This is a genomic window from Mesorhizobium sp. M0152 (assembly GCF_040322415.1).
GTDB lineage: Bacteria > Pseudomonadota > Alphaproteobacteria > Rhizobiales > Rhizobiaceae > Mesorhizobium.
Window position 1 is genome coordinate 12,515 of sequence record NZ_JAMYTH010000051.1, and the last position, 17,942, is coordinate 30,456.

Here is a 17,942-nt window from a genome sequence, read left to right on the forward strand (position 1 = left end):
GACGTTCTGCTTCAGATCAGTTTTGCCGGGATCAGTCCGCGCAGCGAATTGCCGACGAACAGCCCCTTGGCGGATTTCAGGTCGTCCAAGCTGTAGATCGCTTCCTCGGCACGGCCTTCGTCCAGAAGCTCGGCGCGCAATACGCCAGGCAGCAGGCCGCAGTCGAGGCGGGGCGTCAAAAGCATGCTGTCGCCGAAATCGGCGAAGACATTGGTGATGGTGCCTTCGCAGATTTCGCCGCGTTCATTGGCCAGCATCACCTCGTCGGCCTGGGTGACGAGATATTCGGAGCGGGCATGAGTGTAGAGTTGCCGCCGGCTGGTCTTGTGGCGCAGCAGCGTGTCGCTCGAATCGAGCCTTGTGCGTGCCAAGCGCAATCTCCAGAGCTTGTCGGCGGCGAGCGGTTCATAGGGTTGCGCCGAGGCGGTCGCGTCGCCATTGCGCGGCAAGACGAGCCGCGTGCGCAAGGCGATACGGGAGCCGTCGACGGCATTGGCCAGCACGTCGCCGATCTTTTGCGGATCGCAGTTGAAGCCGAGCTCCGCCGCCGAGCCGTAAAGCCGCGCGAGGTGGCGATCGAAGCGTAGGAAGCCGGTCTCCGGCTCCCAGCGCATAGTCTCGATCAGCTCGAAGTCGGCGGCGTTCCCGTCGCGAAGCGCGCTTTGAGCAGACACTCCTGGTACTCCTCCCCGGCGACCGAATCGAAGACGATGCCGCCGCCCACATTGTAGACGGCTTGGCCACTCCAAAAGAGCGAGATGGTGCGGATCGCCACGGAAAAGCGCATCGTGCCGCCGGGTGCGATCCAGCCGATGGCGCCGCAATAGACGTCGCGGGGCGTGCCCTCAAGCTCGTGCAGGATCTCCATGGCGCGGATTTTCGGCGCGCCGGTAATGGAGCCGCAAGGAAACAACGCCGCGAAAATCTGGCGAATACCGAGACCCGGCAGCAGCTTCGCCCTGACGTCGCTCACCATCTGGTGGACGGTCGGATAGGTCTCGATGCGGAACAGCGCCGGCACGTCCAGCGTGCCGGCTTCGCTGATCAGCGAGATGTCATTGCGCAGGAGGTCGACGATCATCCGGTTCTCGGCCTGATTCTTCTCGTCATTGCGCAGGAAGTTCTTCTGCCGTTCGTCCTCGGCTTTGGTCGCACCGCGCGGCGCCGTGCCTTTCATCGGATGCGTCTCGATCATGCCCCCGGCGTCGATCTCGAAGAACAGTTCGGGCGAGCGCGACAGGACGATGGGATCGCCGAGCGCGACCAGCGCGCCATACTTCACCGGTTGGCGTTCGGTCAGCGCATCGAAGGCGGCGAGCGGGTCGCCGGACCACTGCGCATGCACCGGAAAGGTCAGATTGCCCTGGTAGCAATCGCCCTGCCTGATGTGCTGGTGCAGTCGTGAAAAGCGTTTCTCGTAACCCTCGAACGACCAGGCCGCCCTTGCATCGAAGATCGGGCCGTTGGTCGCGGCAGCGTTGCGCGGCGGTACCGCTTCTTCGATGGGAGCATCGAAGACACCGAGGCAGATGAGCGGCGCGCGGCGCCTGGCCGGCAGCAAGGGAACGAGTTTCGGTTCGAGCAGATAACCGGCCTCGTAAGAGAGATAGCCGGCCAGCCACTTGCCGGCGTCGTGCGCGGCTTGGGCCGCCTCCAGCGCCGGCAGGAAATCCCGGGCTTCATGGGCCACGATGATGTCGGCCGGCCGGTCGAAAACGAGCTGACGCGCGCTTTCGTCGTTGCGGAAAATGGCGGCGGGCAGGGACATGGGGACCGGGATCGATGAAGCCGTTGACCGCTCTATATGGGGGGCCGCTCGCGCGCAATCGAGGGAACGGCACCTTGCCACTCAAAGCCGACCTGTGGGCCGACCTGTGGGCCGAGCTTTGGGCCGAGCTGAGAGCCGACCTTCTGGGCTGACCTTTGCGCCAATTCTGGGTCGACGTGCCGCGCCGGCTTTGCGGGCCAAAAACGAACCGGCGGCGCCTTGAGCGCCGCCGGCGTGATAATTGCTACCTCTATCGTTCAGCTGTTGCTGGCCGTTCCCGCCGTTGGAAACTGCCGGGCGAATTCCTGTTCGTTGCCGGCGGCCAGCAGTTTCGCCTGCTCGACCCAGCGTTCGCGCGCAATGCGGCCGTCGAAGTTCATCACGTCCTCGACGCGCTTGATGTCGGCGGCGGTCCAGGCGGCAATCTGGGCGAAGCTGGTGATACCTTGCGCCTTGAGCAGCTTCTCATTGACCGGGCCGATGCCGATCAGCCGGCGCAGATTGTCAGGCTTTCCCGACGCCGGCTTGGCTGTTGCCGGCGCGGCTTTCCTGGCCGGGGCAGCCTTTGGCGCGGCCGAACTCTTGGCTGCCGTGGCCTTGGCTGCGGTGGCCTTGGCCGCAACTGGTTTCGACGCTGCCGTCTTCGGTGCCGCGGATTTGGCGGCGGCCGGCTTTGCAGGGGCGGCCTTCGCGGCGGCCGGTTTGGCCGGCGCCGGCTTTGCGGGGGCGGATTTGGCCGAGGCCGGCGTCGATAGCAGGGCGGCCGGCGCCTGGCTGGCCGCCTTTGCCCCGCCGGTTCCGGTGGAAGCCTGTGCCCCGCGCAGCTGGCGCTCGAGGTCGGCGCGGGTGCGCCCACATGCATCCAGCTCGCCGGTCAGCCGATCACTGTCGGCGCGAAGCCTGTCGCGCTCGCTGCGCGTGCGATCGAGATCGCCACGCAAGCTGTCGAGTTCGCCGCGCAGGCGCCCCCAGAGGAACCAGCCAACCAACACACCCACAAGGAACGCCAGGAGCATGTAGAAAAAAGTGCTCATTGTCTCTCTCCAGTCAGGTCTGTCTGCCGTGGCATGGGCCATGACCTTCGGCAAAGGACTACTCGATGGTGACTCCGCGGTCGCGGAACAGCCGGCTTCGGTCGAGCAGTCGGCGATCGGCTTTGCGTGCCCATGGCCAACGGCCGTTGTCGCGTGCACCAGAGCGCCACGGCAGGCCAAGACTTCCCCACCCGATCCGCATGCGCTCCGGTTGAGCTTGGATCGAAGGCTACCATAGAGCTTACGGAAAGCTATCGGAAAACTTGCGTGGAGAGTTATTCAAGAACAAATCTTTAGGGCAAGAATAGAGCCATCCGCGATATGCATTCCGGCTAAACTGTTCTGCGTGCGGGCGATGCGTACGGGATGCGTTTTCAAGCGTCGAGCGCTTCCAGCTCGTCGATCAGGCCGCTGATCACGCCAAGACCGATCTGCCAGAAGGCGGGGTCGGTGGCGTTGAGGCCGAAGGGCGCGAGAAGCTGTGAATGATGCTTGGTGCCGCCAGCGCGCAGCATCTCGAAATACTTGTCCTGAAAGCCGCGCTCGGCGTTCTGGTAGACCGCGTAGAGCGAGTTCACCAGGCAATCGCCGAACGCATAGGCGTAGACGTAGAAGGGCGAATGGATGAAGTGCGGGATGTAGGTCCAGAACACCTCGTAGCCGTCGCGCAACTTTATCGCCGGTCCCAGACTTTCCGCCTGCACCTCCAGCCAGAATTGGCCGAGCCTGTCGGATGTCAGTTCGCCATTGCGGCGCTCGGCATGCACCTTGCGCTCGAATTCGTAGAAGGCGATCTGGCGCACCACCGTGTTGATCATGTCCTCGACCTTCTGGGCGAGCATGGCCTTGCGCTCGCGCCTGTCGGTGGTCTGCTCGAGCAGCGAGCGGAAGGTCAGCATCTCGCCGAAGACGGACGCCGTCTCGGCCAGCGTCAGCGGCGTCGAGGCCATCAGCGCACCCTGGCCACCGGCCAGCACCTGGTGCACGCCATGCCCGAGTTCATGCGCCAGGGTCATCACATCACGCGGCTTGCCCATGTAGTTCAGCAACACATAGGGATGGACGGACGGCACCGTTGGATGAGCGAAGGCGCCGGGCGACTTGCCTGGACGCACGGGCGCGTCGATCCAGTTGTGGTCGAAAAAGGTCCGCGCGATCTCGGCCATTTCGGGCGAGAAGCGCTGATAGGCCGACAGCACGGTGTTCCTGGCCTCGTCCCAGCCGATCACCGCCTGCGGCGTCTCCGGCAGCGGCGCGTTGCGGTCCCAATGGTTCATAACCTCCATGCCGAGCCAGCGCGCCTTCATCGCGTAATAGCGGTGCGACAGGCGCGGATAGGCTTCGCGCACCGCCGCGGCAAGCGCATCGACCACGCCGCGCTCGACACGGTTGGCGAGATGGCGTGAATCGGCGATATCCTCGAAGCCGCGCCAGCGATCGGATATTTCCTTGTCCTTGGCCAGCGTGTTGGTGATCAGCGTGAATGTGCGCAGGTTCCCGCGGAAGGTCGCGGCCAGTGCTTCGGAGGCGCGGCGGCGCACCTCGCCATCGGCGTCCTGCAGACGGTTGAGCGCCGGCTCAAGCGTCAGTTCCTCGCCGTCGACTTCGAAGCGAAGGTCGGTCATCGTCTCGTCGAACAGACGGTTCCAGGCGCCGCGCCCGGTGATCGACTTCTCATGGAAAAGCTGCTCGACGCGGTCCTCGAGCTGGTAGGGCTTGTCCTTGCGCAGGTCGAGCACCCACGGTTGGTAGTGGCCGAAAGCGGGATCGCTGGCCAGCGCGCCTTCGATCGCCGCGTCGTCGATCAGGTTCAGTTCAAGCGCGAAGAACAGGAGGTGGGCGCTGGCGTCGGTCATCTTCTCCTGGATGTCGCCGTAGAGCTTGGCGCGCTGCGGATCGGCGGTGTTGCCGGCATAGATGAGGCCGGCATAGGAGACGATGCGGCCGATCAGCTCCTCCAGCGCTTCATAGGCGACCAGCGCCTCGCCCAGCCTGCCTGAGCCGCCGCGCTCGGCCTCGGCGGCGAGCGTCCCTTTCCAGCGGGTCTCGAAATTGTTCGCCTCAGCGGCGGCCCGGGCGATATCGCGCTTCAGTTCCGGCGCGTCCATGCCGGCATAGAGGTCGGCAAGGTTCCATTCCGGCAGATCGCCAAGCTCGGCCGCGCCTCGACCGGACGCGGGCGCCGCAAGCCGCCGATCAAACATCATGCGCATCGACAACACCTTCTTTGAACCAACGGGCCAGAAAAGAGGCCAGAATCAGGGAGCCAGAATCAGGAGGAACGGACAAGCCGGTCAAATCCTAAGGAATTCGTTCACCGGGTTTTTTGAAACCTTGTTTAGAACCCTGTGCCAAGATGATCCATGGGGATTTCGAGCGCCGGGCAACTCAAGACAGTCATGACAGGTTCCATACTCATAGTCGATGACGATCCCGTGCAGCGCCGGCTGCTTGAGGCGGCGGTGACGCGGTTCGGCTACACGGCAATCGTCGTCGACGGGGGCTCTGCCGGCCTCGACGCCCTCGACGGGCCCGGCCCGCGTGACGTCTCGGTGGTTATCCTCGACCTTGTCATGCCCGGTCTCGACGGCATCGGCGTGCTGAAGGCGATGCGCGAGCGCGACATCACCGTCCCGGTGATCGTGCAGACCGCCCAGGGCGGCATCGAAACCGTCGTTTCGGCGATGCGTCACGGCGCTTTCGATTTCGTCGTCAAGCCGGCGTCGCCCGACAGGCTGCAGGCGTCGATCGCCAACGCCCTCAAGGTCGAGGCGGTCGAGGGCGAGGTCAAGCGTACATCGCGCCGGCGCGGCGGGCTTTTGACCTTCAGGGACATGATCACGCACAGCCCGGCGATGGATCGGGTCATTCGCCTCGGCCAGAAGGCGGCGGCATCCAACATCCCGATCCTGATCGAAGGCGAATCCGGTGTCGGCAAGGAGCTGGTGGCGCGGGCCATCCAGGGCAGCGGCGACCGCCGCTCGAAACCTTTCGTCACCGTCAATTGCGGCGCCATTCCAGACAATCTGGTCGAATCGATCCTGTTCGGCCATGAGAAGGGCTCGTTCACGGGCGCCAGCGAAAAGCACACCGGCAAGTTCGTCGAAGCGCATTCGGGCACGCTGTTCCTCGACGAGATCGGAGACCTGCCGCTCGACGTGCAGGTCAAGCTGTTGCGCGCGGTGCAGGACGGCGAGGTGGATCCGGTCGGCGGCCGCGGCACCGTCAGGGTCGACATCAGGCTGATTTCGGCGACGCACCGCAACCTTCTGCAGCAGGTCAAGGACGGCAAGTTCCGCGAGGATCTGTTCTACCGGCTGAACGTCTACCCGATCTTCGTGCCTCCGCTGCGCGACCGGCGCGACGACATTCCCCATCTGGTCACGCACTTCATGGCGAAGGTGGCTCCAGCCGACCCGCGCCATCGCCAGCAAGGTATTTCTGCGGCGGCGCTGGCCGTGCTGCAGGCCTATGACTGGCCTGGAAACATCAGGCAGCTCGAAAACGCCGTCTTCCGCGCCTCGGTGCTGTGCGAAGGCGACGTGCTTGATATCGATGATTTCCCGCAGATCCGGGCGCAGGTCGAAGGCACCATCAATCTCGAAACGGACGACGCGGCACCTGACTTTTCATCGCCTCCGGGGCCACGCGATGAGGAGGTCCCGGCCGGCGACGCCACCCCGACGGCCGATCCGGCTCGGCCGGCCGTGCTTCAGCCCAGATTCGGCACGCTGCGGGCGCTCGACGAACGCGGCAATGTGCGGGCGCTGGCCGACGTCGAACTCGAGATGATCAAGCTCGCCATCGATCACTATAACGGCCAGATGAGCGAAGTCGCCCGCCGTCTCGGCATCGGCCGTTCCACACTTTACCGCAAGCTGAAGGAATACGGCATCGACCCGGAAACCGGCCGCGTCGAACGCCTCGCTTCCTGAGGCGCAAGGCCCGGACCAGTCTGCCCTGTCATGACGTGGTCCGTCGCGCCGCCGCCGCTTCATGGCGAGCCGGCGGCGGCGCTCGATGGTGGCGTTCACGTATTAAGGCTAACGGTAACAGATCGTGTTCCTGCCGAAGGCGGAAACATGATCTAAACCAGCGGTTTACCAAGAAACCCTGTGAACAATTTTTGACGGGATATCGCCACGGTGTTACCGCATTTCGACTTCAATAAGCGATGATTAACCATTAGGATCGATATTCGGATGTGAAAACGACACATCCGTTTGGGCAAATCCGGGGACAAACGGCAGCCTGCAAGGCCTTTTGATTTGAACAGAATCGAACGACTCACAAATGGGCGGCACCATCAGTTGAGCGTCTGGCCGAAATGGCTGGCTGCGGTGATTGTCGCATTTGGTTTTGTTGCCGCGGCTGTAACAGGGGCCAGCGCCGAAACACGTTCTCTGAAGCTTTATCACCTCCACACCCACGAGAAGGCCGAGATCGTCTACAAGCGCAATGGCCGCTACATTCCGGAGGGTCTCAGGAAGATCAACATCATCCTGCGCGACTGGCGTCGCAATGAGCCGACCAAGATGGATCCGCGCCTGCTCGACCTGGTCTGGGAAGCCTACCGGGAAAGCGGTGCGACCGACTACATCCAGGTCGTCTGCGGCTACCGGTCGCCGTCGACGAACTCGATGCTGCGCAGCCGCAGCAGGGGCGTCGCCGAGAAGAGCCAGCACATGCTTGGCAAGGCGATGGACTTCTACATTCCCGGCGTGCCGCTGAAGAAGCTGCGCAACATCGGCCTCAGGATGCAGGGCGGCGGCGTCGGCTATTATCCGAGTTCAGGTTCGCCGTTCGTGCACATGGATGTCGGCAATGTTCGCCATTGGCCCGGCATCAGCCGCCAGGAACTGGTCGGGCTGTTCCCCAATGGCAAGACGCTGCATGTGCCGAGCGACGGCAGGCCATTGCCCGGCTACGAGCAGGCGCTGGCTTCCTACAAATCCCGCACGGGTTCCGGCGGCGCCGCCATCGAGCTCGCCAGCGCCGGCGGCAGCGGCAAGAAATCCGGTGGGTTCCTCTCCGCCTTCTTCGGCGGTGGCGAAGATGAGGCCGATGACAGCGCCGATGTCGCATCCGCCGCGCCCGCGCCGAAGCCGAGAACCGCGAAGCCGGTCCTTCAGGCGCCCAAGAACGACAACCTGCCGGGTATCGCCATCGTGGCGCCCGAGAACGCCAAGCGCACCGAGATTCCGCAGGCCGCCGAGGAGCAGGCACCAGAACCAGAGCAGGATACGCCGGAGACAATCATCGCCGCGCTGCCGGCTCGCGAGATTCCGCTGCCGGATTTCGCGCCGCGGCCGAAGGCCGATATCGGCGCGCAGCCGCCTGAGAATGTTCCGTTCGCCATGGCGGATGCGACTGCCACCACCGAGCAGGCCGTGGCGACCGCGCAGGCGCCGGCGAACATGCCTTTCGGCAAGGCCGATCCCGCAGCGGCGGCAGCCGATCCGGCGCAGGTTGCCGTCAACAACATACCTCTTCCGACATGGCGTCCCGAGCGCTCGCCGCCGGCCGACCTTGCACCGCCGCCCAGCAAGGACGTGCTGATGGCGCTGGCGGAAACGGTTGAACACGGCAAGACAGTGACCGATGCGTTCTCGGCGTTGCCGACGGCGCGGCCCGAGCCGGGCAAACCCGACGCGGTCAAGGCCGTGCTCGACGAAGCCAATGCGCAGGTCGGTGCGGCCGATGAATACCAGGTCGCTTCGCTGCCCGAGCCGCGTTCTGCCTTCAACGATCCGTCCGATGTCGATGCCGCGTCGCCGCGCGAGGCCGTGGTCGCCCGTCCGGCCGGTTCCGATCCGGCCGCCGCGATCGGCGCCGGCGTGAAAACGACCCGCAAGGAAGCCAGGGCGACCACGCGCGACCTGAAGCCCGGCCCCAAGGCCATGGTGGTCGCCGCAGCGCCGCAGGCGGCGCGCTGGGCATTGACCAGTGGTGAGAACGTCGCGACCGTTTCGAGCGCGACGACGGCGCCGGGCTATGCCTACAATATCGTGCATACGCCGCCGAGCGAGGTCTACACGGCCGGCTTCCAGCCGGACAACCAGATGGCCGAAGCCAACCGTTTCACCGGCACCGCCGTCAAGTTCATGTCGGTCGCGCGCTTCCAGACCAAGTAGGGGGCTGGCCACCGCTTTCGGTGCCCCGTTGCTGCTGGCGCGTGAAATGTTATCGACGAGGTCGGCGCTGCCCCTCATCCGCCTGCCGGCACCTTCTCCCCGTATAGTGACGGGGAGAAGGACGCCGTCCGGGCAGGCGCCGGCACTGAAGGCTTCTCGCGCCGCGCCGGGCAGATAGCCCTCAGACGGCGTTATCGGCCGAGCTTGCTCGCCGCGCGGGCGAGGGCTTCGATCTCGTCCCACTTGCCCGCCTTGACCAGGTCGTCGGGCGCCACCCAGGAGCCGCCGACGCAGATGACATTGGGCAGACTGAGGTAGTCGGCAGCATTCTTGCCGGTGATGCCGCCGGTCGGGCAGAATTTCACATCGGCCAGCGGCGAGGCGAACGCCTTCAGCGAGGCGATGCCGCCCGACTGCTCGGCGGGGAAGAACTTCAAAAACCGAAGGCCAGCCTCGCGCGCGGCCATGATCTCGCCGGGCGTGATGGCGCCGGGCAGCAGCGGCACCTCGCTGTCGGCCGCGCCGGCCAGCAGTTCGCGGGTGATGCCGGGGCTGACGATGAATTTCGAACCTGCTGCTGCCGCCTCGTCAAACTGTCTGGTGTCGAGAATGGTGCCCGCACCGACAATGGCTTCCTCGACCTCGGCCGCAACGCGCCGGATCGCTTCCAGCGCATCGGCGGTTCTCAGCGTGATCTCGATTGCCGGCAGGCCGCCACGCGCCAGGGCGCGGGCCAGCGGCACCGCATCGGCAACATCAGCGATCTTCAGCACCGGGATGACCGGCTGGCCGTTGAGGAGCGACAGGAGTTTTTCGGTCTTGCTGGGCATCTGTCTCTCCGTATGGTGGGGTTTAAACCGATTAGCAGACGGGTGTTTGCCTGTCCACGGGACCGTCCATGCCGCAATGTCGTGCGCTACGGAACAATGGCAAGGGGCGTCTTCCCGAGCGGCGGCACGGTACCGCCGAAGCGGTTTCGCCTTGAATCGGCTTTTACGAGCGTCTAGTTGCTCTGGCAATGACACTGTCCACGCCATCCCGACCTGTCCGCGTCGCCGCGCTCTACCGGTTTGCCCGGCTCGACGCCTTCGAGGAACTGCGCGCGCCGCTGGCGGCGTTCTGCTGCGGACGCGGCATCAAGGGCACGCTGCTCCTGGCGCATGAGGGCATCAACGGCACCGTCGCCGGCAGCGAAGCGGATATAGCTGCCCTGATCGAGCACCTGGAAGCGATCGAAGGGTTGGCTGGCCTCGAGGTCAAATACAGCAGTGCCGCTGCCATGCCGTTTCACCGCATGAAGGTGCGGCTGAAACGCGAGATCGTCACCATGGGCGTTGGAGATATCGACCCCGCGACGAGTGCTGGCACCTATGTCGCGCCGGCCGACTGGAACGCGCTGATTTCGCAGCCCGAGACGATCGTCATCGACACGCGCAACGCCTACGAAGTGTCGATCGGCACGTTCAAGGGCGCGATCGATCCGGCAACCGCGAGCTTTCGCGAGTTCCCGGCCTGGGTGGAAGCGCATCGCGCAGAACTCGAGGGTCGCAAGGTCGCGATGTTCTGCACCGGCGGCATCCGTTGCGAAAAGGCGACCGCCTATGTCAAGTCGCTCGGCTTCGAGGACGTGTTTCACCTCAAGGGCGGCATTCTCAGATATCTCGAGGACGTGCCGGCCGAGCAGAGCCTGTGGCAAGGCGAGTGCTTCGTATTCGACGAGCGGGTTTCGGTGTCGCATGGCCTTGCCGAGGGCGACGCGGAACTATGCCGCGCCTGCCGCCATCCGCTCACGCCGGACGACCTGACGTCGCCGAAATTTGCCGCCGGCGTCTCTTGTCCGCATTGCTTCGATGCCCGCTCCGATGCGGATCGCCAGCGCTACGCCGAGCGCCAGCGGCAGGTCGAACTTGCACAGGCGCGCGGCAAGGGCCCGCATATCGGGTCATAAAGCCCGTCTCGGCTGACGGCGCGCCCAAGCGGCGCGGCTTTCACGATAGGAATTTTTTCTTGACAGGGTGAGTGCAGCTATGGTAGATATCTATCTATGGTGCAGATTTGCGCCAATGACCCGCTGCACCGGCGGGTTTTCTTTTGCTGCTTCTCGACCAACGCGCCAGCGACGCTCCCGAACCCGGTAACCCGGATTCGTTGCCCTGCCAGGCGGCGGGCCTGTCATTGCAATGTCAGGCTTCGGGACCTACGTCTTCGGCGTTCGAAACCTGCCCGTTGCGCCGGGCAAATCCTGGAGGCACTGATTGTTCGATCCCAAGAAGCTTCTCGATGATCTGCTCGGCTCGCAAATTCCCGGCACCAGCGGCACCGTCCGCGACAAGGCCGGGCAAGCGGTGCAGATGGCCAAGGATAATCCGCTGGCCGCCGGCGCACTTGCCGCGGTGCTGCTTGGAACCGGCGCGGGCCGCGAGGTGACGGGTGCCGCCGTCAAGCTTGGCGGCCTGGCGGCGATCGGCGGCCTCGCCTACAAGGCTTACCAGAATTACAAGGCCGGCAAGGCACCGGAACAGGCGCCGGCGGCCGGCGAACCGGAATTGCTGCCGCCGCCCAAGGACACCGCCTTTCATCCGTCGCAGGCGCCGCAGGGCGAGGACGAATTCACGCTGACCCTGGTGCGGGCGATGATTTCGGCGGCCAAGGCCGATGGCCATATCGATGACGAGGAACGCCAGAAGATTGCCGGCAAGCTCAGCCTGGCGGGGATTGGCGCCGGTGCCGAGAAATTCCTGATGTCGGAACTTGAGGCCCCGCTCGATCTCGACACGCTGGTGGCGGGCGCGGAGACCGATGCGCAGAAGCTCGAACTCTATACGGCCTCGCGCCTTACCATCGACCCCGATACACGTGCCGAGCGCGGCTATCTCGATTTGCTTGCCGGCCGGCTTGGCTTGCCCGACGCGTTGGTCGACCATGTCGAGGCGACGGTTTCGGCGGCCAAGGTGCCGGTCGCCAAGGCAGGCACGTCGCCCAATCCGCGTTGGTAGCATCAAATCGGGACAGGTCGCGCCCTCCGGTGTTAATCCCGCGTTAACTCAGGAAGCGCATGATTCTACACAGTCGGATCGGCTTTTCCTCCTCCCAAGTCCGGTTCAGATCAGGGCGGTCGCCAATGACCGCCCTTTTTGTCGGCCCCCATCAGAGCTTTTCCGGAAACCGGATACTGCTTTTCGCGGTCGCGCCCTGGTCGGCCCGCTTGCCATCGTTGTCGTCATTTGCGATGGATTCCGTTCTTGAACCAAACCCTGAAGATCGGGCGGGCACGCGCAGCGCTGCCGGAGGACAACTGCCATGACCGAGCAAAAAACCGCCATCGTCACCGGCGCCGGCACCGGCATCGGCAAGAGCGTCGCCACGGCGCTGCTCAAGGCTGGCTGGAACACGGTGTTCTGCGGACGCCGCAAGGCGGTGCTGGATGCCGCGGTCGCGGAGGCCGGACGGACGACCGAGGCCAAGGCCTTGGCGGTCGCCTGCGACATCAGCAAGGCCGGCGAGGTCGACGACCTGTTCGAGACGGTGGCGGAAGCCTTCGGCCGCGTCGACCTGCTCTTCAACAATGCCGGCATGGGCTACAAATCGACACCGATCGACGAGATCCCGGTCGAAGTGTGGAACGATATCGTCGGGGTCAATCTCACCGGTTCGTTCCTGTGCGCCCGTGCCGCCTTCGGCGCCATGCGCAAGCAGCGACCGATGGGGGGCCGCATCATCAACAACGGCTCTGTGTCGGCCTATGCGCCGCGCCCGGGCTCGGTGCCTTACACGGCAACCAAGCACGCAATCACCGGACTGACCAAGACGCTGGCGCTCGACGGCCGGCCCTATGACATCGCCTGCGGCCAGATCGACATCGGCAATGCGCTGACCGACATGGCGCAGCCGATGACCGTGGGGGTGCCCCAGGCCAACGGCTTGATCTCCGCCGAAGCGGTGATGGACGTCCAGCACGTCGCCGACGCCGTCGTCCACATGGCCAGCCTGCCGCTTGACGCCAATGTGCTGTTCATGACCGTGATGGCCACCAAGATGCCGTTCGTGGGACGCGGCTGATCATTTCTCCGCCAGCGGCACGCCGGGAAGATAGAGCGCGATCGGGCGTATCTCATAGACGGCGGTGGGATTGACGCGGCGCAGGTCGCGCGCAATGGCGATTGCATCGTCCGAGGTGGCGCAATCGACGACATAGAGGCCGAGCAGTTGCTCCTTGGTCTCGGCGAACGGGCCGTCGATGACCGTTCCCTCACCAGGCCCGCGCAATGTGAAGGCCGATTGTGTCGGGCCAAGCCGTGCCGATGGGCCGAGGCTGCCGTCCGCATAGAGCCCGTCATGGATCTTGAGCAGATCGGTCATGAGCGCCGCATCTTCCTGGGGCGTCAGCGCCTTGATCGCATCTTCCACGTGATAGGCAAGAATTGCATAGAACATCCGAGATCCCTCGTTCCAGTCCTGATCGTGGAAGTCGTAGCCGTTTTCGACATGCTCGCCCAGCCTCGTCCAAATGCATCACGACGGCTCATGACATCGTCGTGGCGGCCGGCCGCCACCCATCGGGCCCCGCGGGCAGATGTTTAGCCTACTTGGCCAGAAACGTTCCGATCCGCTCCAGCGCGCGCAAAATGTTCTCTTCGGAATTGGCGTAGGAGAGCCTGATGTAACCTTCGCCGAGGATGCCGAAGTCGGGGCCGCCGATCAGCGCCACGCCGGCATCGTCGAGCAAGGCGGAAGCGAGTTTTTTTGCCTTCCAGCCGGTCTTCGACACATTGGGGAAGGCATAGAATGCGCCCTTCGGCGTGATGCAGGAAATATTGGGCAAGGCGTTCAGCCCCTCGACCACGATCTTCCTGCGGCTGTCGAAGGCGCGCATCATCCTGTGAACGTCGTCCTGCGGACCGTCTATGGCCGCGATGCCGGCGAACTGGCTCGGGGCGTTGACGCAGGACCAGCAATTGACCGCCAGCTTGCGCACCTTGTCATAGAGATGGGCGCCCTTGTCGCCGTTTGGCCAGATCGACCAACCCATGCGCCAGCCGGTCATCGCCCAGGTCTTGGACCAGCCGTTGAGCACGATCAACCGGTCGCGGATTTCGGGAAAGCCGAGCAGCGAACAATGCGTCTCGCCGTCATAGGTCATGACGTCGTAGATTTCGTCGGAGAGAATTGCGACTTGCGGGTGTTTCTCCAGCCCCTTGACCAGCTTTTCGATCTCGGCGCGCGGCGTGACGCCGCCGGTCGGGTTGGCCGGTGAATTGAGGATCAGGAGCCTGGTCTTCGATGTGATCAGCGCCAGCGTCTCCTCGGCCGAGAAGGCAAAGCCGTTCTCCTCGCGCATCGGCACGGGGATGGGTGCCGCGCCGGTGAACTCGATCATCGAGCGGTAGATGGGAAAGCCGGGGTCGGGATAGAGGATCTCGGCGCCCGGCTCGCCGAACATCAGGATGGCGGCGAACATGGTCGGCTTGCCGCCGGGCAGGATCATCACCGCTTCGGGCGAGACCTCGACGCCGGTGGTGGTGAGCGTGCGGCGCACCACCGCCTCGCGCGTCGCCAGCAGGCCGTTGGCGGGTGTGTAGCCGTGATGGCCGTCGCGCAGCGCCTGGATCGCCGCCTCGACGATGTGCTGCGGTGTCTTGAAGTCGGGCTGGCCGATGCCGAGATTGACGATGTCGCGGCCTTGCTGGGTGAGTGCCGTGGCCCTCGCGAGCACCGCGAACGCATTTTCCTCGCCGAGACGGTCGAAGGCCGAAATCGTGTGGAGCATTTTTCCCGTCCGTGTGGTTCTTACTGTTGGGTCGCGTTTTTGTGAGCTTCGGCCGGCAAAAGTCAAACGGATTGGAGTTTTTGGTGTCGGAAAATCTCGAAGATTGGCAACCGCGTCCGCGGCCTGAGCGCAAGGTGCTGGAGGGCCGCTATGTCAGGCTTGAGCCGCTGAACGCCGCCAAGCACGGCGATGGCCTCTATGAAGCGTCTTCCGTATCCGACGTCGACGGCCGCTTCGCCTGGCTGCCCGACTATCCGCCGGAAACCCGCGCAGCCTTCCAGCCATGGCTGGACAAGGTGGAAGCGAGCGAGGATCCGCTGTTCTTTGCCGTCATCGACAAGGCCAGCGGCAAGGTCGCCGGACGACAGACATTGATGCGCATCGATGCGGCCTATGGCGTCATCGAGATCGGCAACATCTATTGGGGGCCGCTGATCTCGCGCAAGCCGGGCGCGACGGAAGCGCAGTTCCTGTTCATGAAATACATATTCGACGAACTCGGCTATCGCCGCTACGAATGGAAGTGCAACAACCGCAACGAACCGTCGAAGCGGGCGGCGGAACGGTTCGGCTTCAAGTTCGAGGGCATTTTCCGGCAGCACCTCATCGTCAAGGGTGAAAACCGCGATACCGCGTGGTATTCGATCATCGACAAGGAATGGCCGGCCCTTCGCAAAGCCTACGAAGCGTGGCTCGATCCGGCAAATTTCGACGCCGACGGCCAGCAGAAGCGGCGGCTGGAAGATTTTCGCGCCGAGTTCGGGGCGTGACCTGAATTCGGCGCAACGGGAGTTTGGATGGCGCATACCCATTCCCACGATCACAGCGGGCACGATCACGGCGCCGGGCATGTGCATGGCTCGACCGACAAGAAACGCGTGCTGGTCGCGGCCAGCCTGACGGCGGGCTTCATGGTCGCGGAAGCGCTTGGCGGCATCCTGACAGGGTCGCTGGCGCTGCTGGCCGATGCCGGCCACATGCTCGCCGATGCGATCGCGCTCGGGCTCGCCTGGTATGCCTTCCACCTTGCGGGGCGGCCGGCAACCGTGCGTCTCACCTATGGCTTCGGCCGGGTCAAGACGCTGGTGGCCTATACCAACGGCATCGCCATCTTCGTCATCGCGCTGTGGATCATCTACGAGGCGTGGGAGCGCCTGCAGAGGCCGGCGCCGGTGCTGGGCGGGCCGATGCTGGTGGTGGCGATCCTCGGCCTGCTGGTCAATATCGGCTCCTTCCTGGTGCTGCATGGCGGCGACCGCGAAAACCTGAACATGCGCGGCGCCATCCTGCATGTGCTTGGCGACCTGCTCGGCTCGGCCGCGGCGATCGTTGCGGCGCTGGTCATCCTGATGACCGGCTGGACGCCGATCGACCCGATCCTGTCGGTTCTCGTCTCGCTGCTGATCCTGTCCACGGCGTGGTCGCTGATGCGCGCCGCCGCGCATGTCCTGCTGGAAGGGGTGCCGCCGAGCCTCGACCGCGACCTCATTGCGCGCGACATCGAGGCCACGGTGAAGGCCGTGCGCGAAGTGCACCACATGCACATCTGGTCGCTCGACGGAACCAGCACCATGGCGACGCTGCATGCCTGCCTCAACGAGGGCGCCGACGCCCATCAGGCAGTCAGCGCCGTCAAGAAGCGACTTGCGTCCGAGCATGGCATCAGCCATGCCACGGTCGAACCGGAATTCGGCCACTGCGCCGACGATGGCGGCGACCATGATCACCAGCACGATGCGGCCGTGCATCACGGCCATTATCACTAGGCCCGGTCGATTGATGTCGATCGGTCCGCCTCAGGAGTTCCACAGTCTTGCAAACCAGCCCGATGAACGCTCGCTGCCAGGATGCGGCATGATGGATCGCGATACGCGCAATGCGGCGATCGCGGCCGTCTGGATCATGCTTCTGTTCGGCATCGCCGCCTTCTACTTGCCGACCATAATGCTGGCACTCGGCAGCTTCTCGACCGTGCTGGCCGGTGCCTTCGGCATCGTTTTCGTGCTGGCGTTTTTCTCGGTGTTCTGGCTGCGGGCCCGCAACCAGCGCAAGAACCAGGACAAATGAAGGAACATCCGACATGCGCATTCTGATCACCGGCGCCGCGGGCATGGTTGGCCGCAAGCTCATCGCCCGGTTGGCCAAAGACCGTATCTTGCGTGGCAAGAAGATCACCGCGCTCGACCTGCACGACATCGTGCCGCCGCAGGCGCCGGCCATGGACGGCGTCAACGTCACGCCGCACACCGGCGACCTCGCCGAGGCAGGTGCCGCCGAACGCCTGGTCGCGTCGCGCCCCGACGTCGTGTTCCATCTCGCGGGCATCGTATCCGGCGAGGCGGAAGCCAATTTCGATCTCGGTTATCGCGTCAATCTCGACGGCACGCGCGCGTTGTTCGATGCCATCCGCCTGGCGGGTTTTGCGCCGCGCCTGGTCTTCACCTCGTCGATCGCGGTGTTCGGCGCCCCGTTCCCGGATGTCATCCCGGATGAGTTCCATCCGACGCCGCTGACCTCCTACGGCACGCAGAAGCAGATGAGCGAGGCGCTGCTCGCCGACTATTCCAGGCGCGGCCTCTTCGACGGGATCGGCATAAGGCTTCCGACCATTTGTGTCAGACCCGGCAAACCGAACAAGGCGGCGTCCGGCTTCTTCTCCGGCATCATCCGTGAACCGTTGAGCGGCCACGAGGCAATCCTGCCGGTGCCGCGCTCGGTCGTGCACACGCATGCCAGCCCACGCTCGGCGGTGAATTTCCTGATCCATGCGGCCGAGATCGACGGCGACGCCGTCGGGCCGCGCCGCAACCTGACGATGCCCGGAGTCGCCGTCACGGTCGGCGAGCAGATAGAAGCATTGGAACGCATCGCCGGCGCCGAGGCAGTGAAACTGATCCGAGAGGAACCGGACGAAACGATCTGGGCGATCGTCAAGGGCTGGCCGACCCGGTTCGAGGCGCGGCGGTCAAGGGAACTCGGCTTTGTCGCCGAAAAGAGTTTTGACGAGATCATCCAAGCGCATATCGAGGACGAGTTGGGCGGTAGGCTTGTCGGTTAGGGTGTGTTGATGGTCAGCTGGTTTCCCAGGCTTCCAGTTGCAGCATCAATTGCCGACGTCGGCGCTGCCCCTCACCCTTACCCTCTCCCCCGGGGGGGGGGGGGGGGGGGGGGGGCCCCCGCCGGGGGGCCCCCCCCCCAGCCCCGCGGGGGCGGGGGGGGGGTGGGCGGCGGGGGGGGGG

The 17,942-nt window shown here is 64.6% G+C and carries 16 protein-coding genes; 9 read left to right on the forward strand and 7 right to left on the reverse strand.

The features are described 5' to 3' along the window. Positions 1 to 11: 11 nt before the first annotated feature. The 4 genes from NKJ26_RS29910 to NKJ26_RS29925 form a co-directional block, all read right to left on the reverse strand. Positions 12 to 674: an aminotransferase class IV family protein gene (locus tag NKJ26_RS29910; RefSeq protein WP_352699148.1), complete on the reverse strand. Its 663-nt coding sequence runs from the start codon at positions 672 to 674 to the stop codon at positions 12 to 14. Next, positions 623 to 1,780 carry an aminodeoxychorismate synthase component I gene (locus NKJ26_RS29915; RefSeq protein WP_502903234.1) on the reverse strand — a complete coding sequence of 386 codons (1,158 nt, stop codon included), beginning with the start codon at positions 1,778 to 1,780 and terminating at the stop codon, positions 623 to 625. The genes NKJ26_RS29910 and NKJ26_RS29915 overlap by 52 nt, the downstream gene beginning before the upstream one ends. A gap of 245 nt (positions 1,781 to 2,025) precedes the next feature. Then, the gene (locus NKJ26_RS29920) at positions 2,026 to 2,802 is read right to left on the reverse strand and encodes a helix-hairpin-helix domain-containing protein (RefSeq protein ID WP_352603104.1); all 777 of its coding nucleotides are present in this window, start codon (positions 2,800 to 2,802) and stop codon (positions 2,026 to 2,028) included. Between the two features lie 374 nt (positions 2,803 to 3,176). Then, entirely contained in the window at positions 3,177 to 5,015 is a 1,839-nt protein-coding gene (locus NKJ26_RS29925) for a M3 family oligoendopeptidase (RefSeq protein ID WP_352699152.1), read from the reverse strand. 186 nt (positions 5,016 to 5,201) lie between these two features. Here NKJ26_RS29925 and NKJ26_RS29930 point away from each other — a divergent pair, with 186 nt between their 5' ends. Both NKJ26_RS29930 and NKJ26_RS29935 read left to right on the forward strand, forming a co-directional pair. Then, positions 5,202 to 6,737: a sigma-54-dependent transcriptional regulator gene (locus tag NKJ26_RS29930; RefSeq protein WP_352699154.1), complete on the forward strand. Its 1,536-nt coding sequence runs from the start codon at positions 5,202 to 5,204 to the stop codon at positions 6,735 to 6,737. Positions 6,738 to 7,112: 375 nt separating this feature from the next. Further along, positions 7,113 to 8,936 carry a peptidoglycan L,D-endopeptidase MepK gene (locus tag NKJ26_RS29935; RefSeq protein ID WP_352699156.1) on the forward strand — a complete coding sequence of 608 codons (1,824 nt, stop codon included), beginning with the start codon at positions 7,113 to 7,115 and terminating at the stop codon, positions 8,934 to 8,936. Between the two features lie 191 nt (positions 8,937 to 9,127). Here NKJ26_RS29935 and NKJ26_RS29940 read toward each other — a convergent pair whose 3' ends face one another. Further along, complete coding sequence (locus NKJ26_RS29940) at positions 9,128 to 9,766, reverse strand: 2-dehydro-3-deoxy-phosphogluconate aldolase (RefSeq protein ID WP_352699157.1); 639 nt, start codon at positions 9,764 to 9,766, stop codon at positions 9,128 to 9,130. Between the two features lie 188 nt (positions 9,767 to 9,954). Between NKJ26_RS29940 and trhO the strand changes: the two genes are divergently transcribed. The 3 genes from trhO (at position 9,955) to NKJ26_RS29955 (ending at position 12,995) form a co-directional block, all read left to right on the forward strand. Beyond that, positions 9,955 to 10,884 (forward strand): oxygen-dependent tRNA uridine(34) hydroxylase TrhO, encoded by a 930-nt coding sequence (trhO, locus tag NKJ26_RS29945; RefSeq protein ID WP_352699159.1) that lies wholly within the window; start codon positions 9,955 to 9,957, stop codon positions 10,882 to 10,884. Between the two features lie 307 nt (positions 10,885 to 11,191). Continuing rightward, the gene (locus NKJ26_RS29950; RefSeq protein WP_352699161.1) at positions 11,192 to 11,932 is read left to right on the forward strand and encodes a tellurite resistance TerB family protein; all 741 of its coding nucleotides are present in this window, start codon (positions 11,192 to 11,194) and stop codon (positions 11,930 to 11,932) included. A gap of 304 nt (positions 11,933 to 12,236) precedes the next feature. Then, on the forward strand, positions 12,237 to 12,995 hold the full coding sequence (locus NKJ26_RS29955) for an SDR family oxidoreductase (RefSeq protein WP_352699162.1): 759 nt from the start codon (positions 12,237 to 12,239) through the stop codon (positions 12,993 to 12,995). On the opposite strand, the gene NKJ26_RS29960 is transcribed toward NKJ26_RS29955, so the two are convergent. After that, positions 12,996 to 13,370: a YciI family protein gene (locus tag NKJ26_RS29960; protein WP_352699164.1), complete on the reverse strand. Its 375-nt coding sequence runs from the start codon at positions 13,368 to 13,370 to the stop codon at positions 12,996 to 12,998. 148 nt (positions 13,371 to 13,518) lie between these two features. After that, on the reverse strand, positions 13,519 to 14,703 hold the full coding sequence (locus NKJ26_RS29965) for a pyridoxal phosphate-dependent aminotransferase (protein ID WP_352699166.1): 1,185 nt from the start codon (positions 14,701 to 14,703) through the stop codon (positions 13,519 to 13,521). Positions 14,704 to 14,786: 83 nt separating this feature from the next. Between NKJ26_RS29965 and NKJ26_RS29970 the strand changes: the two genes are divergently transcribed. The 4 genes from NKJ26_RS29970 to denD all read left to right on the forward strand — a co-directional run bounded on the left by NKJ26_RS29970 (position 14,787) and on the right by denD (position 17,761). Then, positions 14,787 to 15,473, forward strand: a complete 687-nt coding sequence (locus tag NKJ26_RS29970) for a GNAT family N-acetyltransferase (protein WP_352699168.1) — start codon at positions 14,787 to 14,789, stop codon at positions 15,471 to 15,473. Between the two features lie 27 nt (positions 15,474 to 15,500). Next, complete coding sequence (locus NKJ26_RS29975) at positions 15,501 to 16,469, forward strand: cation diffusion facilitator family transporter (RefSeq protein ID WP_352699169.1); 969 nt, start codon at positions 15,501 to 15,503, stop codon at positions 16,467 to 16,469. 88 nt (positions 16,470 to 16,557) lie between these two features. Further along, on the forward strand, positions 16,558 to 16,770 hold the full coding sequence (locus NKJ26_RS29980; protein ID WP_027024183.1) for a hypothetical protein: 213 nt from the start codon (positions 16,558 to 16,560) through the stop codon (positions 16,768 to 16,770). Between the two features lie 13 nt (positions 16,771 to 16,783). Continuing rightward, the gene (gene denD / locus NKJ26_RS29985) at positions 16,784 to 17,761 is read left to right on the forward strand and encodes a D-erythronate dehydrogenase (protein WP_352699171.1); all 978 of its coding nucleotides are present in this window, start codon (positions 16,784 to 16,786) and stop codon (positions 17,759 to 17,761) included. Positions 17,762 to 17,942 lie beyond the last annotated feature (181 nt).